Origin of the sequence: Roseospira marina, from assembly GCF_014197855.1 — a bacterium.
Taxonomy (GTDB): Bacteria; Pseudomonadota; Alphaproteobacteria; order Rhodospirillales; family Rhodospirillaceae; genus Rhodospira; species Rhodospira marina.
This window is the reverse complement of the sequence record NZ_JACIGJ010000006.1, coordinates 187,476-213,625: the sequence shown is the minus strand read 5'-3', so window position 1 is coordinate 213,625 and position 26,150 is coordinate 187,476. Positions and strand designations below refer to the sequence as shown.

Annotated in this window: 28 protein-coding genes; 16 read left to right on the top strand and 12 right to left on the bottom strand. The window is 62.2% G+C overall.

From position 1 onward, the window contains the following. Positions 1-139: 139 nt before the first annotated feature. From GGD82_RS10365 to GGD82_RS21575, 5 genes are all read left to right on the top strand, one after another. A complete protein-coding gene (locus tag GGD82_RS10365; protein WP_150061454.1) occupies positions 140-1,135 on the top strand; it encodes an aldo/keto reductase in 996 nt (331 codons plus the stop codon). A gap of 32 nt (positions 1,136-1,167) precedes the next feature. Further along, positions 1,168-1,782, top strand: a complete 615-nt coding sequence (locus GGD82_RS10360) for a nuclear transport factor 2 family protein (RefSeq protein ID WP_150061623.1) — start codon at positions 1,168-1,170, stop codon at positions 1,780-1,782. 76 nt (positions 1,783-1,858) lie between these two features. Next, positions 1,859-2,320 carry a (2Fe-2S)-binding protein gene (locus tag GGD82_RS10355; RefSeq protein WP_150061624.1) on the top strand — a complete coding sequence of 154 codons (462 nt, stop codon included), beginning with the start codon at positions 1,859-1,861 and terminating at the stop codon, positions 2,318-2,320. Positions 2,321-2,323: 3 nt separating this feature from the next. After that, on the top strand, positions 2,324-4,513 hold the full coding sequence (locus GGD82_RS10350) for a xanthine dehydrogenase family protein molybdopterin-binding subunit (RefSeq protein ID WP_150061455.1): 2,190 nt from the start codon (positions 2,324-2,326) through the stop codon (positions 4,511-4,513). A 62-nt stretch (positions 4,514-4,575) separates the two neighbouring features. Continuing rightward, entirely contained in the window at positions 4,576-4,956 is a 381-nt protein-coding gene (locus GGD82_RS21575; protein WP_211364715.1) for a c-type cytochrome, read from the top strand. 78 nt (positions 4,957-5,034) lie between these two features. On the opposite strand, the gene GGD82_RS10340 is transcribed toward GGD82_RS21575, so the two are convergent. Then, positions 5,035-5,415: a MerR family transcriptional regulator gene (locus tag GGD82_RS10340; RefSeq protein WP_150061456.1), complete on the bottom strand. Its 381-nt coding sequence runs from the start codon at positions 5,413-5,415 to the stop codon at positions 5,035-5,037. A 91-nt stretch (positions 5,416-5,506) separates the two neighbouring features. On the opposite strand from GGD82_RS10340, the gene GGD82_RS10335 reads away from it, so the two are divergent. Beyond that, positions 5,507-6,337 (top strand): oxidoreductase, encoded by an 831-nt coding sequence (locus GGD82_RS10335; RefSeq protein WP_260178374.1) that lies wholly within the window; start codon positions 5,507-5,509, stop codon positions 6,335-6,337. Between the two features lie 213 nt (positions 6,338-6,550). Here GGD82_RS10335 and GGD82_RS10330 read toward each other — a convergent pair whose 3' ends face one another. Then, positions 6,551-7,444, bottom strand: a complete 894-nt coding sequence (locus GGD82_RS10330; RefSeq protein ID WP_150061458.1) for an AraC family transcriptional regulator — start codon at positions 7,442-7,444, stop codon at positions 6,551-6,553. Positions 7,445-7,574: 130 nt separating this feature from the next. Between GGD82_RS10330 and GGD82_RS10325 the strand changes: the two genes are divergently transcribed. After that, complete coding sequence (locus GGD82_RS10325) at positions 7,575-8,330, top strand: SDR family NAD(P)-dependent oxidoreductase (protein WP_150061459.1); 756 nt, start codon at positions 7,575-7,577, stop codon at positions 8,328-8,330. Positions 8,331-8,680: 350 nt separating this feature from the next. On the opposite strand, the gene GGD82_RS10320 is transcribed toward GGD82_RS10325, so the two are convergent. Next, positions 8,681-9,397, bottom strand: a complete 717-nt coding sequence (locus GGD82_RS10320) for an SDR family NAD(P)-dependent oxidoreductase (RefSeq protein ID WP_170284179.1) — start codon at positions 9,395-9,397, stop codon at positions 8,681-8,683. Positions 9,398-9,493: 96 nt separating this feature from the next. Between GGD82_RS10320 and GGD82_RS10315 the strand changes: the two genes are divergently transcribed. Further along, positions 9,494-9,886, top strand: coding sequence for a winged helix-turn-helix transcriptional regulator (locus GGD82_RS10315; protein WP_150061461.1), 393 nt, complete (start codon positions 9,494-9,496; stop codon positions 9,884-9,886). Between the two features lie 202 nt (positions 9,887-10,088). Here GGD82_RS10315 and GGD82_RS10310 read toward each other — a convergent pair whose 3' ends face one another. Then, a complete protein-coding gene (locus tag GGD82_RS10310; RefSeq protein ID WP_150061462.1) occupies positions 10,089-10,907 on the bottom strand; it encodes an SDR family oxidoreductase in 819 nt (272 codons plus the stop codon). A 97-nt stretch (positions 10,908-11,004) separates the two neighbouring features. Here GGD82_RS10310 and GGD82_RS10305 point away from each other — a divergent pair, with 97 nt between their 5' ends. Continuing rightward, entirely contained in the window at positions 11,005-11,913 is a 909-nt protein-coding gene (locus tag GGD82_RS10305; RefSeq protein ID WP_150061463.1) for a LysR family transcriptional regulator, read from the top strand. Between the two features lie 149 nt (positions 11,914-12,062). Here GGD82_RS10305 and GGD82_RS10300 read toward each other — a convergent pair whose 3' ends face one another. Next, complete coding sequence (locus tag GGD82_RS10300) at positions 12,063-12,989, bottom strand: LysR family transcriptional regulator (protein ID WP_150061464.1); 927 nt, start codon at positions 12,987-12,989, stop codon at positions 12,063-12,065. A gap of 98 nt (positions 12,990-13,087) precedes the next feature. On the opposite strand from GGD82_RS10300, the gene GGD82_RS10295 reads away from it, so the two are divergent. From GGD82_RS10295 to GGD82_RS10285, 3 genes are read left to right on the top strand one after another with little or no spacing between them, the layout of a single operon-like run. After that, on the top strand, positions 13,088-14,095 hold the full coding sequence (locus GGD82_RS10295) for an NADP-dependent oxidoreductase (protein WP_211364725.1): 1,008 nt from the start codon (positions 13,088-13,090) through the stop codon (positions 14,093-14,095). Between the two features lie 26 nt (positions 14,096-14,121). After that, complete coding sequence (locus GGD82_RS10290) at positions 14,122-14,424, top strand: putative quinol monooxygenase (RefSeq protein ID WP_150061466.1); 303 nt, start codon at positions 14,122-14,124, stop codon at positions 14,422-14,424. Between the two features lie 11 nt (positions 14,425-14,435). After that, positions 14,436-15,266 carry an alpha/beta fold hydrolase gene (locus GGD82_RS10285; RefSeq protein ID WP_150061467.1) on the top strand — a complete coding sequence of 277 codons (831 nt, stop codon included), beginning with the start codon at positions 14,436-14,438 and terminating at the stop codon, positions 15,264-15,266. 561 nt (positions 15,267-15,827) lie between these two features. On the opposite strand, the gene GGD82_RS10280 is transcribed toward GGD82_RS10285, so the two are convergent. After that, the gene (locus tag GGD82_RS10280; protein ID WP_150061468.1) at positions 15,828-16,583 is read right to left on the bottom strand and encodes an SDR family oxidoreductase; all 756 of its coding nucleotides are present in this window, start codon (positions 16,581-16,583) and stop codon (positions 15,828-15,830) included. Positions 16,584-16,686: 103 nt separating this feature from the next. Between GGD82_RS10280 and GGD82_RS10275 the strand changes: the two genes are divergently transcribed. Beyond that, a complete protein-coding gene (locus GGD82_RS10275) occupies positions 16,687-17,580 on the top strand; it encodes an AraC family transcriptional regulator (protein ID WP_211364716.1) in 894 nt (297 codons plus the stop codon). A gap of 388 nt (positions 17,581-17,968) precedes the next feature. Here the strand turns inward: GGD82_RS10275 and GGD82_RS10270 are convergent, their stop codons facing one another. The 3 genes from GGD82_RS10270 to GGD82_RS10260 form a co-directional block, all read right to left on the bottom strand. Then, positions 17,969-18,136 carry an Arm DNA-binding domain-containing protein gene (locus GGD82_RS10270; protein ID WP_184013266.1) on the bottom strand — a complete coding sequence of 56 codons (168 nt, stop codon included), beginning with the start codon at positions 18,134-18,136 and terminating at the stop codon, positions 17,969-17,971. Between the two features lie 209 nt (positions 18,137-18,345). Next, a complete protein-coding gene (locus tag GGD82_RS10265; RefSeq protein ID WP_150061470.1) occupies positions 18,346-18,819 on the bottom strand; it encodes an SRPBCC family protein in 474 nt (157 codons plus the stop codon). A gap of 33 nt (positions 18,820-18,852) precedes the next feature. Beyond that, positions 18,853-19,716: an SDR family oxidoreductase gene (locus tag GGD82_RS10260; RefSeq protein WP_150061471.1), complete on the bottom strand. Its 864-nt coding sequence runs from the start codon at positions 19,714-19,716 to the stop codon at positions 18,853-18,855. A gap of 106 nt (positions 19,717-19,822) precedes the next feature. On the opposite strand from GGD82_RS10260, the gene GGD82_RS10255 reads away from it, so the two are divergent. The 3 genes from GGD82_RS10255 (at position 19,823) to GGD82_RS10245 (ending at position 22,867) form a co-directional block, all read left to right on the top strand. Further along, on the top strand, positions 19,823-20,716 hold the full coding sequence (locus GGD82_RS10255; RefSeq protein ID WP_150061472.1) for a LysR family transcriptional regulator: 894 nt from the start codon (positions 19,823-19,825) through the stop codon (positions 20,714-20,716). A 363-nt stretch (positions 20,717-21,079) separates the two neighbouring features. Further along, a complete protein-coding gene (locus GGD82_RS10250; RefSeq protein WP_150061473.1) occupies positions 21,080-21,994 on the top strand; it encodes an AraC family transcriptional regulator in 915 nt (304 codons plus the stop codon). Between the two features lie 123 nt (positions 21,995-22,117). Continuing rightward, entirely contained in the window at positions 22,118-22,867 is a 750-nt protein-coding gene (locus GGD82_RS10245) for an SDR family oxidoreductase (RefSeq protein WP_150061474.1), read from the top strand. A gap of 479 nt (positions 22,868-23,346) precedes the next feature. On the opposite strand, the gene GGD82_RS10240 is transcribed toward GGD82_RS10245, so the two are convergent. The 3 genes from GGD82_RS10240 to GGD82_RS10230 form a co-directional block, all read right to left on the bottom strand. Beyond that, positions 23,347-23,754, bottom strand: coding sequence for an ABC transporter permease (locus GGD82_RS10240; protein ID WP_311731937.1), 408 nt, complete (start codon positions 23,752-23,754; stop codon positions 23,347-23,349). 13 nt (positions 23,755-23,767) lie between these two features. After that, on the bottom strand, positions 23,768-24,703 hold the full coding sequence (locus GGD82_RS10235; RefSeq protein WP_425468502.1) for an ABC transporter permease: 936 nt from the start codon (positions 24,701-24,703) through the stop codon (positions 23,768-23,770). A gap of 73 nt (positions 24,704-24,776) precedes the next feature. Further along, positions 24,777-26,105, bottom strand: coding sequence for an ABC transporter substrate-binding protein (locus GGD82_RS10230; RefSeq protein ID WP_150061475.1), 1,329 nt, complete (start codon positions 26,103-26,105; stop codon positions 24,777-24,779). Positions 26,106-26,150: the final 45 nt, after the last annotated feature.

Genomic DNA, 26,150 nt, shown 5'->3' with positions numbered 1-26,150 from the left:
CCGTCTTCCTTTGGGAGTCTATCCTCTTATCTCGACCCGATGAAACCAGCGCTGGCTGGGGCCGTAGTCCCTGAAACCCCGGGCCGCGGACAGTTCACCGCAACGAGTGGTCAATGCGACCCACCATGAAAGAACAGGCATGTTGATACGAAAATTGGGTGCGTCCGGGCTTGAGGTTTCCGAGATCGGCTTCGGCTGCATGGGACTCAATGCAGTCTATGGCGGCGCAGGGGACCGGGAGGAGATGATCGCTCTCTTGCGCGAAGCGGTGGATATAGGCGTCACCCTGTTCGACACCGCGCAGGTCTATGGGCCAAAGATCAATGAGGAACTTGTCGGCGAGGCGCTGCAGCCCGTACGCGAACGCGTTGTCATCGCCACCAAGTTCGGTTTCGAACTCGACCCATCCGGTGGTCCGGCGCCCATCGGCCTTAACAGCAGGCCGGAGGCAATCAAGGCGACTGCTGAGGACTCCCTGCGGCGGCTGAGAACGGACCATATCGACCTCTATTATCAGCACCGGGTCGATCCGCAGGTGCCGATCGAAGATGTTGCCGGTGCCGTGGCCGAGCTGATTGCCGAGGGCAAGGTTCGCTGTTTCGGCCTGTCCGAGGCCGGTGCGGCAACGATCCGCAAGGCCCATGCGGTCTGCCCCATCACGGCGCTGCAGTCGGAATACTCGCTTTGGGCGCGCGAGCCCGAGGTAGAGATTTTTCCGCTGCTCGATGAACTCGGTATCGGCTTCGTTGCCTACAGCCCGCTTGGCCGCGGATTCCTGACTGGTAGCATCACCACCGACACCTCCTTTGATGACGGTGATTTCCGCAGCTTCCTGCCGCGCTTTCAGAAGGACGCAGTGGCCAGAAACATGGCTGTGGTCGAACGCGTAAAAGCGTTGTCTGCCGCCAAGGGCATCACTCCGGCGCAACTCGCCATCGCCTGGGTGCTGGCCCAAAGGCCCTGGATCGTGCCGATCCCAGGCACCACGAAGCGAACGCGCCTTGAAGAGAACATCGACGCGGCAGCGGTGGAGCTCTCTGAGACGGAACTAGCCGCCATCATTGATGCGCTGGCATCCGTCGAAATCGACGGCACCCGCTATGCCGAAAGCGAAATGGCAAACCTGAACCGCTGAAACGGCGGCGAACACCTCTGGAGGGAAATCAAATGACAATCACCAGACGACAACTTGTCGCCAAAGCTTCCGCCATCGGCGGCGGGGTGGCAGTTGGATTGGCCTCGGTCCCCGGTCAATCGCTTGCGCAAGCGGAAACACCTGCCGTCGACCTCTCCCTCGATAGCCTCTTTTCCGCATCTATAGCGAACACCGCCCTGACCGGCGAAGCCGCCGACCGGATCGCAATCCGAAAGCTGATCGATGCCTGGGGCCATTTCGCCGACCGGCGTATGGCGGATGAGCAGGCGGCCTTGATGGAGGAGGATGGGAATATCCTGATCTACGACCGGGAACCTGAGGGGCAGAATCCCGTTGGCGTGCGCCGCGGACGCGAAGAAGTGCGCAATTCGGTGGGACCCTTTCTCGCCCAATACAAGCATACCACCCATTTCATGGGACAATCGGCGATATCCGTCTCCGGCGACGAAGCCTTCGGTGAGACATATTGCCTGGCGCATCACATCTATGACGAGGACGGCCAGAGGATGCTTAAGGTGTTGTCCATCCGATACTACGACAGCTTTCACCGCACGGATGGCGTGTGGTTGTTCTCAGAGCGCCAACTGATCATCGACTGGAGCGACACTCGCTCCTCGCAGGCCTAGCGCGCCGACGATGTTCACCCGCGGTCCGGCACCACCGGTTCCCGCCAGGCTAGAAACCAGCAAGGAGATCCCGGTGATGTCAGTCTCGCTTACGATCAACGGAAACCCGCGCACGCTCGAAGCTGACCCGGAAAGCCCATTGCTCTGGGCACTGCGCGATGAGCTCGGAATGACCGGAACGAAGTTCGGCTGCGGCATCGCGGCCTGCGGCGCCTGCACCGTCCATTGGGACGGGGTCCCGATCCGCTCCTGCCAGACCATGGTTGGCGATCTGGAAGGCGCCGAGATCACCACCATCGAAGGCGTTGGAGGTAGGGCCGCCGAGGCCGTCAAGGCGGCATGGACCTCTCTCGAGGTTCCGCAGTGTGGTTACTGCCAATCGGGCCAGATCATGTCGGCGGTGGCGCTGCTGTCCGAAACGCCAAGGCCGACCGACGGTGACATCGACGCGGCGATGGACGGCAATGTCTGTCGCTGCGCCACCTACGTCCGCATCCGCAAGGCGATCCACACCGCCGCCGACATGTTGGAGGGCTGAGCCATGCAAACGCTGTCGAGAATACCGGGCGAACTAACGAGACCGGACCGCCGCACATTCCTGAAACTTTCGGCCGGAGCCGCGGGCGGATTGCTGCTGGCGACGAGGCTGACGTCTGCAGCCTATGCGCAGGGCACGGAAACCGAGTTCGAGCAGCCCTTCCTACACATCCGACCGGACAACAGCGTCACGATCCTGTCCAAGCATCTCGACAAGGGCCAGGGCACTGCGACAGGGTTGACGACGCTTATCGCCGACGAGCTGGATGCCGCACACGACCAGATGCGCGTCGAATTCGCGCCGTCGAACCCGGACCTCTACAAGAACCTGATCTACGGGATTCAGGGAACTGGCGGTTCGTCAGCGATGGCGAATTCCTTCCTGCAGTACCGGCAGGCTGGCGCCGCGGCAAAGGCCATGCTCGTTGCCGCAGCGGCCAGGCAATGGGACGTTCCGGCAAGCGAGATTGCGGTCTCGCAGGGTGTCGTCAGCCATGCGTCCGGCCATACCGCCAGGTTTGGCGAACTTGCAGGTCTCGCCGCACAGGAAGATGTGCCGGCAGAGCCGGTTCTCAAGACGCCGGAGCAATGGGTCTATATTGGCAAGGCGTTCCCGCGCCTCGACGTGGCGAACAAATCCTCCGGCTCGCCCGATACCTTCACCATGGACTTTCAGCCCGAAGGCCTGCTGGTCGCCGTGGTCGCCCGTCCGCCGCGCTTTGGCGGAAAGGTTGCATCCTTCGACGCCACCGCAGCCAGGAACGTACCCGGCGTGGTCGATGTGTTTCAGATTCCAAGCGGCGTGGCAGTGCTTGCCCGGTCGACATGGCCAGCGATCAAAGGGCGCGAAGCCCTTGTGGTCGAATGGGATGATAGCGCGGCAGAGGTCCGCTCCAGCGATGCGATGATCGCTGAGCTGCGGGACATGACCGCGGAGCCCGGCGTGATGGTTCACGAAGTCGGCGATACCGGTGCTGCGATGGAGCAGGCGGAAAAAGTCGTCGAGCTCGATTTCGATTTCCCGTTCCTGGCTCACGGCCCGATGGAGCCCCTGGATATCGTGCTGCTCTTCGACGGGGAAACGGCGGAATTCTGGTACGGCTGCCAGAGCCAGACCGGAGACCATGCCGGCGCCGCGGAATCCCTCGGGATCGGTTTCGACAAAGTCAGCATCAACACGATATGGGCCGGCGGTTCCTTTGGGCGGCGCTCACCCCCGGATCGGCATCCGGTGATCGAGATCTGCGAGGTGGCCAAGGCGATGCTCACCGCCGGCATGGCGCCGGTGCCGGTCAAGGTGGTCTGGACGCGCGAGGACGACATCACCGGCGGCTACTACCGTCCGATGTCAGCTCACAAGGTCAGAGTCGGGCTCGACGGCGAGGGCAGTGTGACCGCCTTCAAATACGCCATCGCGGCGAAGTCGATCATCAAGGGCAGCGCCTACGAGGCGGTGATGATGCCTAACGGCGTAGACCCGAGCATGACCGAGGGTGCACACGACACGAGCTATGCCTTCCCGGCGATGCGCGTGAATCAGGCCTTCCAGGAGACACAGGTTCCGGTCCTGTGGTGGCGCTCGGTCGGGCACACGCACACCGCCTATGTCATGGAAGTCACGATGGACCGCATTGCCCTTGAGACCGGCAAGGATCCGGTCGCTTTCCGGCTGGAGATGATCAAGGACGATCCTCGCAAGGCGAACGTGCTACGGCTGGCAGCCGAGAAAGCCGGGTGGGATACTCCACTGCCGGAGGGCCGGTATCGCGGTGTCGCTGTGCACAAATCCTTCGGCTCCTATGTCGCCGAAGTCGCCGAAATTTCCCTGCGCGATGACGGGACGATCAAGGTCGAGAAGGTCACCGCTGCGGTCGATTGCGGCGTTCCGATCAATCCGGACAATATCGTCGCCCAGGTCGAGGGCGGTATCGGCTATGGCCTTGGTGCGATCCTGCGCAATCAGGTGACCCTGGCCGAGGGTGTCGTAGAAGAGACAAACTTCGACACCTACGAGCCGCTGCGCATCTCCGACATGCCGGAAATCGAGGTGCATATCGTCCCCTCGAACGAAGCGCCGACCGGCATGGGGGAGCCCGGAACGCCTCCGATCGGGCCGGCTATTGCCAACGCGGTCGCAGCGGCAACCGGCAAGTGGATCACGAGTCTGCCCATGGCGAAGGCCGGGTTGGTCTAGGCGTTTCGGCCACATCCGATGACGCGCATCGTTGATCGACAAACAATCTCAAAGGACTGCGGATGACGAAAATGGCAAGGCGCGTGCAACAGGTTGCCGGAGCATTGATCATCGTTTGCTCCTCTACGGCCATCTCCGCCCGCGCTCAGCAATCATCGGGTGAACAGCAATTCCAACGTCGCTGCGCGAGTTGCCACAGCATGGAACCGGACCAGAACCGGGCGGGACCACATCTGTCCGGAATAGTGGGCCGCAGGGCCGGCGCTGTGGAGGACGCCAACTATTCGGATGCGCTCCGGGAATCGGGAATAGTCTGGGACGAGGAAGCGCTCAATTCGTTCCTCTCAAACCCACGTGATATGGTCCCTGGATCGCGTATGACCTTCAGAGTGGCGGATGCTGAGGACCGGCAGGCCATTGTCGAGTACCTCTTGCGGAAGTAGCCGAACTCTTTCGCGGTCTAGACTCTGGCTATAAATCCAGACGAAACCGGCTCGGGTGGCGGGTGGCTTTCCACGGCTTCATCCAGTCGAGGCGATAGAACTCTCCACAAGGGTGCGATGGCGCGAGAGTTTCGCTTCGATAAATCTTTCCATGCGCCGCAGCTCTGCGATCCGCCCTTGTACGACCGCAAGCCGTTCTTCCAGAAATGTGATGGTCTCCGCCTCTGTCACTTCGCGGCTTTCGTGGACGTCGAGCAACGGTCCGATTTCTTTCAGCGTCAGGCCCAGTTGCTGCGCTTGGCGAGCCTTCTCGATCCGGTCGAGATTGGTCGGGTCGTACTCGCGGTAGATCCGGCTGCCGGCCTCACGCGGTACTGAGTAAACAATGCCCATTTCCTCGTAATGGCGGATGCCGTCCTTCGACAAGCCCGAGAGCCGCGCCAGATCGCCAATCAGCATTTTCAAAATTCCTTATTGCCGGCCCTTGACTGTGGGGTTTCCCGACAGCCTACATCACGTGTCATCGCAATTCCAGAAGCCTGAAAGGCAGATGACAATGAGCAAGCAAAAACACAAACGCGTCGCGCTGATCACCGGCGCATCGTCCGGTATGGGCAAGGATTTCGCCCTGCGGCTCCTTGAAGAAGGATATGTGGTGTACGGCGCGGCAAGGCGAACAGAGCGAATGCAGGACATCGCCAACAAGGGCGGGGTCGTCCTTGCCATGGATATGACGGACGAAGCCGCGATGCGGGCCGGTGTCGACAGGATCATTTCGGAGCATGGCCGCATCGATTTGCTGATCAATTGCGCCGGATACGGCCAATACGGGACGCTTGAAGAGGTGCCGATCGAACTGGCGCGGCGCCAATTCGAGGTCAATCTCTTTGGTCTTGCCCGCCTGACCCAGCTTTGCTTGCCGCATATGCGTGCGCAAGGGGGCGGGCGGATCGTCAATATCTCCTCCATCGGCGGCAAGATGTCCACGCCACTAGGGGGCTGGTATCATGCGTCCAAATTCGCGCTCGAAGCCTTTAGCGACGTGCTGCGTAACGAGACCCGCCAGTTCGGCATCAAGGTGGTGGTGATCGAGCCGGGCGGGATCGCCTCCGAATGGAGAGGGATCGCCGCGGATGAGGCCGCCCGCCATTCCGGTAGCGGGGTCTATGCGGGGTTAGTGACGGCCTTTGCCAAGGCGCAGGCTGCCCTTGGCAAGCAGCCCGGGCCGAAAGTCATCACCGACCTGCTGATGCGCGCACTTTCATCCCGGCGCCCGAAACCGCGCTATGTTGGCGGACAGATGGCCATGCCGATCCTGTTCCTGCGCCGCTGGTTGTCGGATCGCATGTTCGACCGGGTGGTCATGGCCTCGTTCAAATAGGAGCTAGGCGACTTTGGGAACGCGGACATGCCTATGACATGCCGCTCCCCTAAAAGACAAACGCCTTGGCCGACGGCCGAATGATCGGGCAAGGAAACGCCTGCCATTACCGCCGAAACCGATCCTGAACACCGACACCGACTAGGCAGAATCGACATTGGTCACCTTCTCGGCTGCCGGTTGGATGGTGTTTCGGAAGGAGCCGCATGAAGGTTAAGCAGCGGCGGTCATCCGTTCTCGTGCCAGACGAATGTCGCGCGCGGGCGGTTGACCAAACAGTCGCCCGTACTCACGCGTGAACTGCGGGACGCTCTCGTAGCCGACCCCATAGGCGGCATCGCTGATTGCTTCGCCTCGGGCGAGCATCCGCCGCCTGGCCTCGATCAAGCGGAGCTGCTTTTGGAATTGCAGGGGCGTCAACGACGTGATGTTGCGAAAATGAACGTGAAAGGCGGACAAGCTCATGCCAGCAGTCTCCGCCAGTGCTGCGATCCGCACCGGCTCGGCATAGTGGTTGCGGAGGAGCGTAACCGCGCGTGCGATCCGCTGGGCGTGGCTGTCGGTCACACCAAGCTGGCGGATGCTGCCGCCATGACGGCCGCTGAGCAGCCAATAGTGCAGCTCGCGGCTAAGCTGCTGGCCGAGCACAGCCAACGTGTCCGGCCGATCGCATAGCCGCAGGAGACGCAGCGCCGCGTCGGCAATCTCCGCTTCGGTTTCATCGACCCGCACCGGCTGATTCGCCCGGAGCGGCGTGGCGCCGATTTGATCAACCAGGTCGCCGATGGTCGCGGGGTCGAGTTCGAGAACCAGCGAATAATAAGGCAAGATCCTGCTGGCGCTGGTGATCTGGCTCACGGTCGGCACATCGGTGGTGATGAGGAGGGATTCACCTGCTCCGAAATCGAAGGGGCGGCGTCCCATCATGACCCGCTTTCTACCTTGAAGAACCAAGGCGACCAGTGGCTTCGAGATGGCATATTCCAGCATGCTCGGCGCTGTTTCGCGCAGGATCACCAAACCTTTGAACGGCGTTACAGCGATGCCATCCCGGCCGGCATGGGCGTCGGCATAATGGCGGGCGTGGTCGAGGAGTTGGTCGGTCATACCACTATACTATACGGCGAGCGGCTGGGCCCAACAACATATCGGGATAAATAGGCAAGAATTCCGGATGATCGCGCAACATCGACCGAGCCTGCAGGAACATAAGGATGCCACCCCAAAGGAGGCATTCATGACGACCATTTCTCTCGTGACCGGTGGCAGCCGCGGCCTGGGCCGCAACACCGCACTCAGCATTGCCCGCAACGGCGGCGATGTGATCCTTACCTATCGCAGCGGCAAAGACGATGCGGACGCCACTGTCGCCGAGATAGAGGCGATGGGCCGTAAATCCGTGGCGTTGCAGCTCGACACCGGCAAGGTCGCAAGCTTTCCGACCTTCGTGGATACGTTGCGCGCTGCGCTGACGGCCACCTGGGACCGCGACACGCTCGACCACCTTGTCAACAATGCCGGTCACGGCGAGATGGTCGACTTCGCCGACACCACCGAAGCGCAGTTCGACCTGCTGTTCAGCGTCCACGTGAAGGGCGTGTTCTTCCTGACGCAGGCGTTGCTGCCTGTGCTGGCCGATGGCGGGCGCATCATCAACTTCTCGTCGGGCCTCACCCGCGTGTCCTTCCCCGGCTTCTCGGCCTATTCGGCAGCCAAGGGCGCGGTCGAGATCTTGACGGTCTACATGGCCAAAGAACTGGGCGGCCGCGGGATCACAGCCAACACGGTCGCCCCCGGCGCAATCGAAACCGACTTCCTGGGCGGGGCGGTGAGAGACATCCCTGACTACAATCAGGCGTTCGCCGGCATGACCGCGCTTGGCCGCGTTGGTTTGCCGGGCGATATCGGGCCGATGGTGGCGAGCCTGCTCGGTTCCGACAATCGCTGGGTGACCGGTCAGCGCATCGAAGTCTCGGGCGGGCAGACAATCTGACAGGGAGGGCGAGGTACTTCATGCACAAACTCATGACCACTCTCCCGCCGGGACGTTCGATGCGGCTGGTCACCGCAACCTCACCCAGATCGGCGTTGCACCCGGCTGGACGAAGCACGGCTTTACAATACCGTTGTGGCTCGTGGCGTGTCAGGTTCATTTTACCACGCCGTCGCTGAGGAAGGTGTTCCGGTTCGCGAAGCTGCGGAGGCCATCGGCTCTAGGCTGAATATTCCCGTCAAAGTCATCTCGGTCGAAGCAGCACCGGCGCATTTCTGTCGGCTTTCCAGGATTGTGCAGGTGGATGTGCCGACATCGACCTCTTTAACCCGCGCTGAGCTCGGCTGGGATTATATGTCTGCCACCATTCGTTTGGTGGCATTCGGCGCGATCCGCAACAGCGTCGGGAGCATCTTCATCGGCCCGGGCAGCGCCATATCCCGGTGGCGTGCCAGCGCCTTGAGCGTGACGGCGGCGACTTCTGTCGTGGTCATTTTCTTCCGGGTCTCATGTGCGGTGCCGGGCGTGTCTGTCGTGGTTGGCAACAGCTCAAGCACATGGGTGCCATTGGGTGCAAGCTGGCGGCGGAGCCCTTCCGCAAACCCATGCAGTCCAGCCTTCACCGCGCCGTAGGTTGGCGCTCGCGTCGGCGACACCAGGGCAAAGCCTGAAGTGACGAAAATGAGCGCCGCGGGTTTCGGCCAGCGCTCCAGCACCTCAGCGGTCAGTTGGATCGGCGCGGTCAGGTTGAGAGTAATCTCGTCTTCGAGGTCTTTCGCTGCATCGGACCTCAGGAAATCTCGCTCGACAAACCGGCCCGCGTTGTTGACCAGAACATCAAGGCGCCCGAACCGATTGGCGACCGCCTCCAGCATGGCGGCCCTGTCCAGGCTTTTTGTCACATCAGCCTTGATTGCCAGCGCCTGCGGATGGGCGCGAGTGAAGGCCTCAAGGGCCTCTGCGGATCGCCCGCAGACCGCAACCTCGTCCCCTTGTGCGAGAAACGCTTCCGCGAGTCCCTGACCAATGCCCATCGTGCCGCCGGTGATGAGGACAACTTGCTTCATACTATCATTTCCAATCCTTGCACCCCAAAGAGGTGATTTCATTTTGTTACAAGGTATATATTGGAGAGCAGAGAGGGTCGCCAAGGAGGCACGTTTTTGAAACAAGGCAACATTCAGGAAACTTCGACCTGCAATCCCCTGACCGAGGCATTGTCACGGATTGGCGACAAGTGGACGATCCAGGTCGTCATGGAATTGGAAGCGGACCCCAAACGGTTCAGCGAGCTTCGGCGCGCTGTCGGAGGAATATCGCAGAAAATGTTGACGCTCACGCTTCGTGCGCTGGAACGGGACGGCCTTGTCACTCGGACCGTGTATCCGACGAAGCCGCCGAGTGTCGAATATGCGCTAACTGATCTCGGCAAGGAAATGGTCGTGCCGGTCAGGGCGCTCGGCGGATGGGTGATCGAGAATCTTCCCCGGATCGCAAGCGCACGCCAGCGTTTCGACGCGGAGGCCGGTTCGGCAGTGTCGGATGGATGCCGTTGATGAGATTGCGATGCAAGCCGCGGCTTGTGGGCAGGGGGCAGAACGCGTTGCGGCTCAGTCCGGTCAGACGTCCTGCTTGTTTGCTGTGGATCGCAACGTCTTTCCGTTGAAGGCGCCATGTGGACTGACAAAGTTGTAGAAGCGCTCCCATTCATCCAGCGCTGCCTCCAAGAAAACATCATCCTTGTGACGTTACCCTTGCTCAGCCACGCGCGCTCGATGCCTCGATCTCTGCTGCGAGTTGCTTGCACTTGGCGCTTGCCCATTCGTGCGCATCGGCGCCGAACAGGAGCCGTCTCGCAGGGTCGAGAGACGACGCTTCGGCGACGATCAGAGCAGCAAGGTCCTCGGGATCGTTCTGCTGCGCGCCGTTCGCTTGCTCGACAAAGCTTCGGAAGCCCTCGACGGCCTCGGCGTAATCCGCAATCTCGACGTTTCCCTGCCGCGCAGTGGTCGGATCAAGGAAGTTCGTACGCATCATCCCCGGTTCCACGATAAGAGAGCGGATGCCAAGCGGCGCGATCTCTTCGGCGAGACCCTCCATCCAGCCTTCGAGCGCGAACTTGGACGCCGAGTAGACCGATCCACCGGGGTTCGAGACGAGACCGTTCACCGACGAAATGGTAACCACGAGGCCCGAGCGCTGCCGACGCATCGTGGGCAGCACCGCGCGCGCCACGTTCATCGCGCCGAAGAGGTTGATCTCGAATTGCCGACGCACGTCCTCCTCCGGGATCGTCTCGAACCATCCAAGCTGGGCGCGTCCGGCGTTGTTGACCAGAACGTCGATCCGGCCGAACGTCTCGATCGCTGCGTCATGTGCAGCCGAGGCCGCCCCGGGATCGGTCACGTCGAGCGGCAACACGAGCAGGCTGCTGTTCGGGGCGGAGAGGCTTTCTGCAATCCCGTCGACGGACTGGCTGGTCGCAAGGACCTTGTCACCGGCCTTCAATGCATCGCGAGCGAGCAGATAGCCCAGCCCTCTGCCTGCTCCGGTGATGAACCATACCTTGTCTGTCAATGTCAGCTCCTCTTGTTTGCTGACTTTTGATTAGCACATCTATACAGCTCGCGATTATAGCCTTAATTATTGTAGGACTAAGTAGTAAGGCTACTGAATGAATCCGCGCAGATTTTCCGACCTCTTCATCTTCAACCGGGTTGCCGAACAGCGCAGCTTTACCGCTGCGGCACGCAGCCTGGGGGTGACCCAGTCCGCCGTCAGTCAGACCGTCAAGCGCCTTGAGCGGGAGATGGGGATCAGGTTGCTGTCACGCTCGACTCGCAGCCTTGCCCCGACCGCGGCGGGCGAACGGCTGCTCGCCACGCTCTCTCCGGTCATCGCGGAGATCGGCGCAGAGATCGAGGCCCTTGAACGGCTGCGCGAAGAACCGGGCGGGCGCCTGCGGGTGACCTGCGGGAAACACGCTGCGGATGCGCTTGTCTGGCCGGCCTTCTCGCGGCTGATCGCGGCCCACCCCGAGATCGAGGGCGAGCTGAGCGTGGAGGACAGATATGTCGATATCGTCACCGAGCGGTTCGACATCGGGATACGGATGCGCGACGATCTGGAGATGGACATGGTCGCCATGCCTGTGGGGCCGCCCCTGCGCACGGTGGTCGTGGGCGCGCCGCGATATCTCGATACCCGCGATCCGCCGCGCGCACCGCGCGACCTGTCGGCGCATCGCTGCATCGGCTTCAGAAACGCGGGCGGCACCTTGTCGCCGTGGTCGTTCGAGAAAGACGGAAATGCGGAAACGGTAAAGGTCTCGCCCTCCGTCATCGTCAACGACGGCGACGCGCTCGTAGGGGCGGCCTGCGCGGGAATGGGTCTGGCCTACATGCTCGAGGACCTCGCCGCGCCCGCCCTGGGCGAAGGCCGGCTCTACGAGGTGCTCGCCGACTGGTGTCCGCCGTTTCCAGGTTATCACGCCTTTTATTCGAGCCGACGCTATCCGACCCGCGCCTTCACCCTGTTTCTCGAGGCCTTGCGACAGGAGAGCCGAGGGAAGCCCGACGGATAGGCCACAGTGTCCGTAGCGAACTCGAAGCCGCTTACTCATGCGCTGGGGATGGTAATATCTGGCGACGATCCCCGACGACTTTTCCCGTTACGTCATGACCTGAAAGCTGTGCACGACGATGAAGGCCGGAGACGTCACCAACACCACTTTCACTCCGTCTGCGTCATGCGATGTTCGAATGTCCGGTGAAGCAATGTCAGGAATGCACGGACCGCTGGGTTCGCACGGCGGCTTTCCGGCCAAACGGCAGTGATGTTGTGACGTTCGATGGAAAATTCGGAAAGCACGGGGACGAGTTCACCGCGCGCGACGTAAGGTGCTGTGACAAATGTTGCGGCCATCCCGATGCCGCCATGGGCGGCGAGAACGGCAACCAATGCGTCGCTTGCGTCGACCGTCGTGCCTGATGTTGGCCCGATTTCCACGATCCTGGTTCCGATCTTGAAGGGCCAGCGGAAGGTCTGGCCCGTGCTTTGGTAGCGAAGGGAGACGGTCTGATGCTCGGCAAGGTCATCGGGGTGTTTTGGCGTCCCGTGTCTGTCGAGGTAGCGCGGCGATGCAAAACAGCAGAGCCGGTGCGGCGCGAGTTTGCGCGACAACAGCCGCGAATCCGCCAGGTCGCCGATCCGCACGGCGATATCGATCCCCTCATCGACGATATCGATAATCTGATCGCTCAGCCGGAGGTCGACCGTCACTTTCGGATATGTCTCGCGAAAGGTCGGTAGGACCGGCGCGATCACATGCAGCCCGATCGGCAGCGATGTTGCGATCCGCAAACGTCCCGACGGTTCGGAACGCGCCGTCATCGCGACCTGCTCGATCTCCTCCGCATCACGCAGCAGCCTGATCGCGCGCTCGTGCAGATCGCGGCCTTCAGCGGTCAGTGTCAGCGATCGGGTTGTCCGCGTGAAAAGCGCCACCCCCAACTGAGCCTCGAGCCGCTGGACACTCTTGCTCACGGCGGATGGTGACACCGACAAGGCACGGGCCGCCGCGGTGAAACTGCCCAGCGAACCGGCGCGCGCAAAGGCAATCAGGCCGGTCAGCCGCTCAAGTACCATTTGTTCCTTCATGGCACGACTTAACTGCTCCGGAGCCCAATAATCAATCGCAGTTCAAAAGATTACATCCGGCTGAGCAATTCAATGAATGGAGCAAGCCTGTGAACAACATGATGAAAGCGGTCCGCCTGCACGCATTCGGGGCACCAGAAGTTCTCGTTTACGAGGACGCACCGATCCCGGATCCAGGAGCGGACGAGGTGCTGGTGCGCGTCCATGCCGTGGGCCTCAACCCACCCGACTGGTATTTGCGCGACGGCTACCGGTCTCTGCCGCCGGAGTGGCGGCCAGACCCAAATTTTCCGATGATTCTCGGCTCGGACGTGTCGGGCGTGATCGAGAGGGTTGGCGCGGGCGTTACGGGGTTCTCCGTCGGCGACGCGGTCTATGCCATGGTGCGTTTCCCGGCGGACGTGATGGAGGGCGGCAAAGCCTATGCCGAATATGTGAGCGTGCCGGTCGCGGAGATTGCACCCAAACCCGATGGCATCGATCATCTCCATGCAGCCGCTGCGCCGATGTCGCTGCTCACCGCCTGGCAGTTCCTGATCGACCTCGGCCATGACGAGCCGAACCCGTTCCAGTCCTTCAAACACGCGCCGGTCCCGCTCGCGGGCAAGACGGTGCTCGTCAACGGTGCCGGGGGCGGTGTCGGCCATCTGGCCGTGCAACTGGCGAAGTGGCAAGGCGCCCATGTGATCGCGGTGGCGTCGGGCAAGCACGAGGCGCTCATGCGGGAGTTCGGCGCTGATCGGTTCATCGACTATACGCAAACGGCGGCCGACGCGATCGTGCAGGACGTCGACCTTGTGCTCGATACCGTCGGCGGAAAGGACGCGGCGCGCTTCCTGCGCGTGCTGAAACAAGGCGGCGCGCTCTTCCTTGTGTACCCGCTGGGGTTCGATGCACAGGATGAGGCAGACCGGCTCGGCATCACCGTATCCTCGACGCAGGTTCGCTCCAGCGGCGCACAACTCACCGAAGCGGCCCGTCTGCTGAATGACGGCACCCTCCGCGTCGTGATCGACAGCACCTTCCCGCTGGCCGAGGCGACACGCGCGCACGAACGCGCCGCGACCGGCGGTATCCAGGGCAAAATTGTCCTGACTGTCACGTGACCGTCCATGGTGAAAAGGAGACGGCCATGCTGATCGTGACCGGATACATCCACCTGGCGCCGGCGGATGTCGCCGCCTTCATTGAGGACATCGCGGCGTTCGGCCGAACGACGCGGGCCCGCGACGGGTGCCTGTTCTATGCGGTTGCCCCCGACGATCTGGTGAGCGGGCGGATGCTCGTGGTCGAGCGGTGGCGGGACCAGGCAGCGCTCGACGCCCATCTCGCCGCTAACGACACCGCGGCCCTGGTCGCGCGGTGGCAGCACCGGATGACCGCAAACCTCGCCAAATTCGATGCCCTGAACGAGCGCGCCCTCTTGGCTGAGTAAGGAGACAGATCATGACGCAAGACACGGACACGACGGGTGGCACCCGCTTCCTGGAAGTCGAAGGCGGGCGGATAGCCTATGACGACAGCGGCGGCGACGGCCCGCTCATTGTCACCATTCCCGGCATGGGCGACCTGCGCTCAGAATATCGCCATCTGTCACCGCGATTGCGGCAGGCGGGCTTCCGGGTCGTGACAATGGACGTGCGCGGCTTCGGCGAAACCAGCGCGACTTGGAATGACTACTCGGCGCGCGCGGTCGGTGGTGATGCGCTGGCGCTCGTCAAGCATCTGGGTGCTGGCAAAGCCGTGATCCTCGGCAATTCCTTCGCTGCCGGGTCGGCCCTGTGGGCGGCCCGGGACGCTCCCGATCGAGTGAGGGGCGTGGTTCTCCTGGGCCCCATCGTTCGCGATGGGCCAATCTCGCCGACCACCATGCTGGCGTTTCAGGTTGGGTTTGCCGGCCCGTGGCGAACCGAGTTCTGGGCGGCGTACTGGGACGCGTTGTTCCCGACGCGCAAGCCCGACGACCACGACGCCTACCGGGCCCAGCTGGTGGCCAACCTTGGTGAGCCCGGACGTATGGATGCGCTGCTGGCGATGCTCGGCTTGTCAAAAGCAGAGACAGCGACCATCGTTTCGCAAAGCCACGTGCCCGCGCTGGTCGTGATGGGCAGCCTTGATCCGGACTTTGACGATCCGGCAGCGGAAGCGAACTGGCTTGCCGGCCAGATCGGGGCAGAAAGCCTGATAATCGAGGGTGCCGGCCACTATCCGCATGCCGAGATGCCGGAACAGGTCGCACCAAAACTCCACACGTTCGTCCGTGCTCTATCCGGTTGAAGTTTTTGCGCGATCCGGATCGCTTCAACCAGAGCGTGCTCCCACATACAGGGAAGCGTGTGAACGCATACCGATTGAAGTCACGTCGAGTCTCCGACGGGAGGCAGGCGCGCGCGCCGACGGTCGCCGAGCCCCTCCATGCGTTTGGATGGTCGTCGAACCGAGTTGGATGGAAGACGACACGATCATGCGTCTCCTTGTTGAGCAAAAGCAGCCGCCGCCCTGGGCAGGTTGCCGATCGGCCCTAGGTGGGTGTGGCGGAAGCCGGCAGCGTATTTTAGCCCGTAGGCTCATGATCTTTATGTCAGCTTCGCACCCCAATTTCAGCGAATGAAGCCCTGCCGCCGTTTGCTTGGAAGCGGACAAAGGCTCATCTTCCTTCGGCTAACCTGAATATCAGCACTCCGGAATGCCGGTTCCGACCGGTCGCTTTGCGGTACCACCGTGGGGCGAGCAGGTTCGACTGCTCGGGCACGTTCGCCAAACGAAGGCTTACGGCCCAAGCAGCCTGAGTGTCGCGCGGTCGTGGGCAGTACGCAGCAGCCCCGGCCGCATTTCGGCTTACGCCGGATGACGTTCCGCTAGAGCCACGGCATCGGCACCCGCCGGAAAGTGCAGCCGGTCCTGTTTATCGGCAACAGCCTGCCAGACGGCTTCGGCAACGTCGGCTTCCTTCGTCGTCAAGGCGGGGTGGGCGAAGGCTTCCATGATGGGCTGCGCGAGGGCGGCATAGGTATCGGGAATAAGCTGGTCGACCGGGATAATGGCATTGGCGCCGAACTGCGTTGTCGGCGCATAGCCCGGCTCCACCAGTTTCGCCCGAATGCTAAAATGGTTGAGCTCATGCGCCAGCGAACCGGTGAACCCTGCGATCGCCTGCTTGCTCGCGGTATAGGCGGCGGCCAGCGGGAAGGCGCCGAGCGTGACGCTGGATGTAACGTTTACGATTATACCAGCGCGTCGTGCCCGCATCTGCGGAATGATCGCCTGGCACATTGCCATCACGCCAATGGTATTTGTCTCGAAGAGCTGGCGCACCAATGCCATCGGCATCGCCTCGAAAGCGCCAACCGCCCCAACACCGGCGTTGTTGACCAGCACATCGACCGGCCCCGCGGCCTCTATAAGCGATGCGATGCTGTTTTCGTCGGTCACGTCGAGCGGCAGTACCCGCAGCCGACTGGTGTCTCCGGCAAACTCGGCTGCTTCAGGCCTGCGCATCGTGGCGATGACGTTCCAGCCTTCGTTGAGAAAGTGTTCTGCTGTCGCTTTGCCATAACCGGACGAGGTGCCGGTGATGAGAATTGTATCGGTCATTCGCTGTCTCCTTTGGTTTGGACGCCTAGGAGATAGACAACCGATCTGGCACGATATATAATGGTAGCTCCATAATTCATTACGGATCGTACAATTGGACCCCTTGAGCGACATCATTGCGCTGTTGCGGCCCCGCGCCGCTGTCTCCAAACCCATCTCGGGCAGAGGGCAATGGGGCGTGCGCTATGCTGCGTACGATGCGCCGGGCTTTACCATCGTTCTTTCAGGTGAGGCTTGGCTGAGCTTCGACGAGGAGGAGCCGCTCAGACTTGCTCCGGGCGATTTTTTGCTGCTCCCGACGACACCGGCCTTTTCGCTGAGCAGCGCGCCCGGCCTCCGATGCGAGACGGTGGAACCGCGCAGCGATGCGGTGCGCCATGGCGAGCAGGAGGGCGATCCGGATTTTATCGCTCTCGGCGGGAGCTTCTCCTATGAACGGGTCAACGCACCCCTTCTTCTCTCCTTGCTCCCTGAACGCATCCATATTCCCGCCGCCGAAGGCAAGGCGACACGGCTTGAGCAGTTGATCAAGCTGATAGCCGAGGAGTGCGCCACCGATCATCCCGGCGGCGAACTGATGCTCCAGCGGTTGCTGGAGGCACTGTTGATAGAGACCCTGCGCTGGCCGAGTCTAAGGACGGATGGATCCGCGGCGGGCTTGTTGAATGGCATGCGCGATCCAGCGCTCGCCCGCGCGTTGCAGGCGATCCATGGGGATGTCCGCGGCAGTTGGACCGTCGCAAGGCTCGCTGGAATCGCCGGCATGTCTCGTTCGGCATTCTCTGGCCGGTTCGGAGAAGTGATGGGCTGCGCACCTATAGAATATCTAGCGCGGTGGCGCATAGCGATCGCCAAGGAGGAGCTGGTGCAAGGCGGCAAATCACTTGATCGGATCGCAGATGAGATCGGATATGAATCGGCGAGCGCATTCAGTACGGCATTTCGCAGGCGGCTGGGTTGTCCGCCAGGCAGATTTGCAAGAGAGGTGGCCGCTTAGATGCGAAGATCTGGCCGCCTGAGCAAACTGGTAGCCGGCCAGTGAAGGCGGCAGGGAGCTTCCACCCTTTACAGCGATGCGGTTGGGAGGAAGTTCGTTTGCTTGACGGAACTGTTCGTCAGCGTCCGCTATGTCGTGCGCTCGCGTTGAAATCAGAAAGACCGCTTTCGGCCCAATAATCGACTTGAAATGCTAGTAGCCACTACACTGTAACGAACTTAGAGTGACCGCGAATAGGTGGATGAGATGCTCGCGTTTCAAGCTGCTGAGTGAGTAGTGAAAGTGCTGGTGGCCACGATGGCCGCCAGCAATCGCATTAGCGGGTTTGCGCTAGCGCCACTGCATCTGGTCCTGCGGGGAGATGCGCCAATGCGAGGCCGACCGCCGGTCACTGTCCGAACGTGAATGCCTTCTGCTTGCCCAGGTAGCGGTAGTTCATTTTCCAGCTGCGGGCACCGGTGGGCCAAATCACGAGATAAAGCCCATCGCGATCGGTGAGCTTGTACGACTTTTCGCGACTCTTGACGGCTTTGATCGCAACCGCTGACAGCGCCATGATGGTCTCTCCTCAATCACTGCCGCCGAGACCATCAACTTGATAGTTAGTGATGGTTTCGAGCGGTTTCCGATGAGAAACATATACCACGACAAACGCCGGAAAACAGCCAATTCTGGGGCGTTTTGAGCCGTCCTGAGAAGGGTAGATGGTGCCAGAGATCGGTCATGGTATTCTCCTGAGTTGGGGGATGTGAGTGGGCGCGAGGATCAGAGCTTGCCGTCGGCGAGCATCTCGCGGGTGCGCTTCAGCGTGGACAGCAGGGCAGCCTTGTAGCCCTTGTCGCTGTCGAACTGCTTCTGTTCGGCTTGCTCCTCGGGGCCGTTCGGCGATTTGTCGCGTAGTCCGAGATAGCAGTAAAATTTGAGGTGAAGCGCGCCGGCTTCGTCCTCGAACAGCTCGTTGACGATGGCGCCTTCGCGCGGGCCTGTTGCCTGGAAGAAGGTGACCTTTCGTTGCGGCTCGAGCACGATGATCTCACGCAGGTCGGCGCCACCGATGGTGGCGTCACGGACGAAGTGCGTGGCGCTTTCCTCGGTGACGTCGCATTTGGTGCAAAGGCCGGGCGGGAGGAACAACCGGGCGTCGCGCGCTTTCAGCTCGAGGCCCTTCCAGACCTGTTCGCGGGTGAGCGGGGTTTCGCCTTCCGGATTCACCGGAACGGTTGCAGTTGAATAGATCATGATTTTGGTCCTTGTCGGTGTGGGTTGGTGACGTCAGCCGGCGATCTGCTTGACGTAGTCGCGGTAGGAGCGCAGCGGGCGGCCAAGCAGCGTGGTGAGCCGATCCACATCGCCAGCATCAGGCAGCATGCCGTCGGACACGAAGCGCTCGGCCATCAGGCGCATGTCGTAGGCCATCCAGCCGGGCATGAACTGACGCATGTTCTGCTCGAACCCGGCGGTGTCGTCGCCCGGATAGCCGATCTCGCGCCCCAGAACCTCGCTCCAGATGGCGGCGGCGCGCGCGCCGGTCAGCGTGTCCGGGCCGACTAGATTGATGCGGGTGAGCGGGAGCGGCGTGGGCGATTGTTCGCGGCGGATCAGCTCGATCGCGGCGATCTCGCCGATATCGCGCGCGTCGATCATCGCCAGACCCTTGTCGCCGATCGGCATCGGATAGATGCCATAGCCGGTGACCACGTCCTTGATCGTGATTTCGTTGTCCATGTAATAGGCCGGGCGCAGGATGGTGGCGTTCATCCCCATCTGCTCGATCATCCGCTCGACGCCGAACTTGCCCGCGAAATGCGGCACGTTGACGTAGATGTCGCTGTGGATCACCGAGAGGTAGACGATCCGCTCGATCCCCGCTTCGCGGGCGACGTTGAGCGCGATCAGCGCCTGGGTGAATTCGTCGGCGACGACGCCGTTCAGCAGGAACAGCGTCGACACGCCCTGCATGGCGCCGCGCAGCGAGTCGACGTCGAGCAGGTCGCCCTGAACGACTTCGACACCAGCGGGGAAATTCGCCTTCGAGGGATCGCGGGCGAGAGCGCGAACATCGGCGCCGCGGTTGACGAGCTGTTCGACGACGTTGCTTCCGACATTGCCGGTCGCGCCGGTTACGAGAATGGTCATGGCGTTGTTCCTTGGGTTCAGGTGTTTGCCTGATCTCAAAATAGCGATCCACATTCGTGCCGATAGGCGCTATATCTAGACAGACCGTCTCACTGCTGGAACATTTATGGATCTTCTTGCTCTCGCCGACTTCAACCTGGTCGCCCGCCACGGCGGGTTCGGAAAGGCATCCCGAGCCGCGGGACGTCCCAAGGCGACATTGTCCCGCCGCGTGGCTGAACTGGAGGCGAGCCTCGACCTACGGCTGTTCGAGCGTGGCGCGCGCGACCTGAAGCTGACAGAGGAAGGGCGCGCGCTGTTCGAGCGGACGAGCCTGTTGCTCACCGAGATTGACGAGACCGCCACTGCGATCGCCTCGGGTGGCCAAAACCCACGCGGAAGATTGCGGATCAGCGCACCCCTGCTCTTCTCGCAGACCGCGATGGGAAAGCTGGCCGCCGGCTTTGCGCTGAAATACCCGGAAGTCCGGCTTGAGGTGACGACCGAGGACCGGGCCGTCGATATGATCGAGGAAGCCTATGACCTGGTGATCCGGGTCAACCCGGAGCCGGATGAGAGCCTTGTCGGGCGGACCTTCCTGCGCGACCGGCTGGTGGTCGTGGCAAGCCCCGATCTGCCGCGACCGGCAAACGGAGCGGCGGCTCCCGCCGTCGTACGCGGGACGGCGCAACAGACGGAAGCATGGAACGTGATGGCGACAACAGGCCGGGTAAGCATTTCCGTCACTCCGATCCTTAGCCTGTCGTCGCTCGTCATGGTTCGCGATGCGGCCCGAATGGGCGTGGGCGCCGCGCGCCTGCCGATATCTCTCGTCAGCCACGATCTCGCCGACGGGACGCTTGTCCACTGGGGCGACGTCGAAGGATCGGAGATCTCATTGTGGACGCTCTACCCGACGCGCCGGCTGCTGAGCGCCCGCGTGTCGGCTTTCCTCGATCATTTGAGGGAAGCTTTCCCGCATGGAACGCCCGACGAACTCGCTGCCTATCTCAGGAAATGAGATCTCTTGCGCGCAAGTAGGTATCCGAGTCAGCGGTGAGAAAATTGATCTCTCGAACGGAGAAGTGGCTCGCCGCACGGCTCTTCAACCGCTCGATACACCACCTGGACTGAACTGCCGAAGGCTGCGCTTTCAAACCGGGACCGTTCAGTGTGAAGACCAAGTCATTGTATTTTACAAAAATGGCGCACCGCGCCGGGCGAAGACGAGAACTATGTCTACGCTATAGCCCTCTAAGTTCGTTCTTTTCTGAAAAATCCGGTCAGCCGGCACTCAAAAAAGCCGGGCGGTGATGCATGCCCTAGACTTACATTTTTAGACGATCCATAATTCTATATCTTTATTATTTTATGGATCATCCAAATGGACCCGCTCAGCGATGTGATTGCCTTGCTTCGACCAAATACGGCCATCTCGAAGCCCATTTCCGGGCGGGGAGCCTGGGCCGTGCGCTATGCCGCGTATGACGCCCCCGGCTTTACGATCATTCTCAAAGGTGCGTGCTGGATTCAATTCGAGGGCGAGCGGCCCATGAGGCTGGAAACGGGTGCATTTTTACTGCTGCCCTCGACACCCGCCTTCACCCTGAGCAGCCATCCCGGCATGGTTGGGACGCCGACAGACCCGATGGATGTGCCCGTCCGTCATGGCGACCAAGAGGATGAAGCGGATTTCACAGCACTTGGGGGCACGTTTCGTATCGAGGCGGCGAATGCGCCGCTTCTGCTCGCCCTGTTGCCGAGCATGATCCATGTTCCGCCGTCCGAAGGGCGATCGGCGCGGCTCGTCCGGCTGATCGATCTCATTGCCGATGAGTGCCGCGGCGACGAGCCGGGCAAGGACATTGTCCTCCAGCACATGCTCGAAGTTCTTCTCATCGAGGCGCTTCGCTCGCAGGAAACGGTGATGGACCAAAGCTGCGCCGGTTTGCTGCATGGCATGCGCGATGCGGCGCTTGCGCGGGTGCTTTCGGCCATGCATGCGGATGTCCGGGCAGACTGGACGGTTGCAAGCCTTGCCCGCATTGCCGGCCAATCGCGTTCCGCCTTTGCCGCGCGCTTTGGCGCGGTGCTCGGCTGTGGGCCGATCGAATATCTCGCCCGCTGGCGTATGGCGTTGGCTAAGGATGCCTTGCTGCGCGGGACAAAGACACTCGACCGGATCGCTGACGACATCGGCTACGACTCCGCCAGCGCCTTCAGCACAGCGTTCCGCAAGCGGCTCGGCTGCCCGCCCGGGCAATTTGCCCGGATGAATGGCAGCGCCGGGCACGCCTGAAATCGAGGCGCGGATGCGATTTATTTTGATCTGGACGATTGAGCAAAATAATTGGATCATGAATTATAGAGCGTCCAGACGATCGGGGCTATCAGGAACCATCCGAAACGAATGGAGGTTCCCATGCAAACGATCCTGATCACCGGCACATCCTCTGGCTATGGCCTGGAGACGGCGCGCCATTTCCTTGACAAGGGCTGGGATGTCATCGCCACGATGCGTCGCCCCGACGCCAGCCTTTTCCCGGCCTCGCCCCGACTGCGCATTCTGCCGCTGGATGTCACAAGCGACGAGAACATCGCCGCCACCGTCGCAGCCGCCGGCCCCATCGACGTGCTGGTCAACAATGCCGGCATCGGTGTTGTCGGCGCATTCGAGGCGACGCCGATGGCGCATCTCCGCAAGGTCTTCGCCACCAACACGTTCGGCGTCATGGCCATGTGCCAGGCCGTCATTCCGCAGATGCGTGAACGCCGCTCCGGCGTGATCGTCAACGTGACTTCAAGCGTGACGCTGGCCGCCATGCCGCTGGCCGCCGCCTACACCGCCAGCAAGCAGGCGATCGAGGGCTTTACCGGCTCGCTCGCGCATGAACTTGGCTATTTCGATGTCCGCGCCAAACTCGTTGAGCCGGGCTATGCGCCGACGACGCGCTTTGCACAAAATACGGATGTGCGGATCGAGGATCTGATCCCGCCCGCCTATGCCGGCTTCGCGGGGCCGATCTTCGCGGAGTTTGCGCACCCTGCCATGACGACCAAGGAAACCGACGTCGCCGAGGCCGTCTGGCAAGCCGTTCACGACGCGTCAAATTGGCTTCAATTTCCGGGTGGTGCAGACGCGGTCGCACTCTATGAGGCCCGTCATCGCTAAGTGCAAAATCGCTGATCATCAGGGGGCAATCACAGCGCGACATCAGCCTCCCGGCCGGTGCCGCCGGTTCGTCGACCATTTTTGCCATCCCAGAAATGCGAACTTTTCCTCCGCCGAATGCCGCCGTTCTTACAAGCGGTGAGAGGGAGCTTAGCTCTATCTATCCAATTAAGCGTATAATCGGCTGCAAAAGCGCATGATAGCGTGCAATCGGCGGAATTTTGGCGCACCCGACAGGATTGGAGCCTGTGGCTTTCGCCTTCGGAGGGTGATGCTCAAGTGTGTTGTCGCGTTGTCGCTAGCGCTAAGCCGCTGCTCGAAATAACAATCGCAAAACGCTGGCCGTCTCAGCAACCACCGCTACTTGCTTGGCGACATTCCTAACGTCATTCGGCCCCACAGGTCGACCGTCTGGCGGCAAGTTATGATGGGTGCGCCCTCCCGCAACCAACTTTACTTGCTCGGGGCGCAAGTTGTGATCAAATCCTGCCCAGGACCCGGAACATCAGACCGATGCCGAGGCTGACCAGGATGGAGGGCACGATCAGGCTGGCCACGGTCAGATAGAACAGCCCCGTGGAGCCCAGGAACCGGCGGCGGAAGGCCAGCCCGGCCATCACCGAGACGACCACGGTCACGACCATGACCACCAGGGCCAGGATCAGGGACCGCTGGAGCGAACCGCCGAAGTCGCCCACCATCTGGGGCTTGAGGAGATCGGCGAACCAGTGCAGGGACACCCCGCGCATGGGGAAGGTCAGCCCGCCCTCCGGCCCCTGGAAGGACAGGATGAAAATCGCGATCATCGGGCCGTAGAGGAACAGCACGAACAGGGCGAAGAAGGCGGCCAGATAGGGGAACGCCTTGGAGCGTCTCTCGGTGGTCACGGGCGGTCCTCCCTCACAGCTCGCGGCGGATGTCGACGGCGCGCAGCATGCCGAAGACCATGACCAGGACGACCAGCAGCAGAACCACCGCGTCGGCGGCCGCCGCCGGGTATTGCAGCAGCGAGATCTCGTTGCTCATCATGACCCCGACCGACGCCCCCTGCCCGCCGCTCATCAGGCGCACCGTGATGAAGTCGCCCATCACCAGCGTCACCACGAAGATGGAGCCGATGACGATGCCCGGGCGCGACAACGGAACGATCACCGCCCACAGGGTGCGCCAGGCGCTGGCCCCCTGGTCGGCGGCGGCCTCCAGCAGCGAGCGGTCGATGCGCATCATCGAGTTGAAGATCGGCACCACCATGAACAGCGTGTAGAGGTGGACGAAGGCCAGGATCACCGCGAAGTCCGAGAACAGCAGGAACTCCAGCGGCTGGTCGATGAGGCCCAGGCGCATGAGCCCCGTGTTGACCAGCCCGTTGCGGCCCAGCACCGGAATCCAGGAGATCATGCGGATGACGTTGGAGGTCCAGAAGGGGATGGTGCAGACCAGGAAGAGCACGATCTGCCAGGTCAGGCTTCGCACATGGAAGGCCAGGAAATAGGCCACCGTGAACCCGATGCCCAGGGTCAGGATCCAGGCCGCGATGGCATAGCCCAGGGTCGAGGCGAAAATCGACCAAGTGACCCGGGACGTCAGCAGATCGGCGTAGTTGTCGAAGATGAAGTCCGGGATCAGCGCGAACTCGCTGTAGTCCCAGAAGCTGACCACCACGATGGTCAGGATGGGGAAGATCAGGAACAGTCCCAGGACCAGCGCCAGCGGCGCGGCCTGAAGCCACGACATGGCGCTCGTGCCCAGGCGGACGAGGCTCCGGCGGGGTGCGTCGGTGCCAGTGCCGGGGCCGGTGTCGATCGTGGTATCGGCGGCGGCGTGGGACGGGGGCATGGGACGTCTCCGGGTGGGACGGGACCGGGAACACGACCCCGGCGCGGGGCGGCCGCGCCGGGGCGGGCGGGCGTCAGGCCGCGATGAACTCGTTCCACTTCCGGATCATGTAGCGGTTCTCGTCCATCACCGAGTTCCAGCAGGCCACGGCGCCCATGCGCTCCTCGAACGAGCCGCCATCGCGGCGCGCGCCCGCCTGTTCCATGACCGTGCCGTCGGGGGAGAGGATGTCCGCCTCGGCGGCCTCACCCTGCATCCAGTAGCCCCATTCGTCGTCGCTCATGAACAGCTTGGCGGTGGACGGACAGGCGGAATAGTACCCCTGGCGCAGCAGATAGGCGCCGACCCACCCCGAGAGATACCAGTTGATGTATTCGTAGGCCGCGTCGCGCTCCAGGCCGGTCAGGTGCTTGGCCAAGCCGATGCCGCCGCCCCAGGCGCGATAGCCTTCCTTCAGGGGTTGGTACTTGCAGGGAATGCCCTTGGCGCGCACGGCGGCGACGGCCGGCGACCACATGGACTGGATCACCACCTCGCCGGAGGCCATCAGGTTCACGCTCTCGTCGAAGGACTTCCAGAAGGCGCGGAACTGGCCGTCGCGCTTGGCCTTGATCATCAGGGCGATGGTCTGGTCGATCTCGTCCTGGGTCATGTTGCCCTTGTCGGCATACGTGACCTCGCCCATGGCCTCGGCGACCATGGCGGCGTCCATGATGCCGATGGACGGGATGTTGAGGATCGAGGCCTTGCCCTTGTAGGCCGGATCCAGCAGGTCGGCCCAGCTTGACACCGCCTTGGTCAGGTCGGGGCGGATGCCCAGGGTGTCGGCGTTGTAGATGGTCGGGATCAGGGTCATCCAGCCGGTGGGGGCGTCGGCGAACGTGGTGGAGGTCTCGGAGTCCACGAAGCCCACCGTGTGGGGCGCCGTTCCCTGGGCGATGGTGCTGTCCGGGGTCAGCTTGCCGGTGGTGAACAGGGGGACGATCTTGTCGTAGTTCGTGATCCGCGCGACGTCCATCGGCTGCATCACGCCGGCCGGGAACACCTTCTTGCAGATCCAGTATTCAATGTCGGCGATGTCGTAGGACTGCGGCTGGGTCACGGCGCGCTGGGCGACGGCGTCGGAGTCCAGCGCGGTCAGTTGCAGGGTGAAGCCCAGGTCTTCCTTCACCTTCTCCGCGACGGCGTTGAGGTTGGACACGCCCGTTCCGAACTGGCGCAGGGTCACGGTCTTGATGTTCTGCGCCCAGATGGTGGGGAAGCCGCCCAGCGCGCCGGAGCCAGCGGCGACGCCCGCCAGCGCGGCAGCGCCCTTGATCAGACCGCGCCGGGACGGGCCGCTGTCGGTCGCGGACGGCGCGGCGGGAGAGCCGGCGCCAGTGGTGTCGGTCACAGTGCTCATGGTGATCTCCTCGTGTGGCGCCCGGTCCCGGGCGTGGGGACGGAT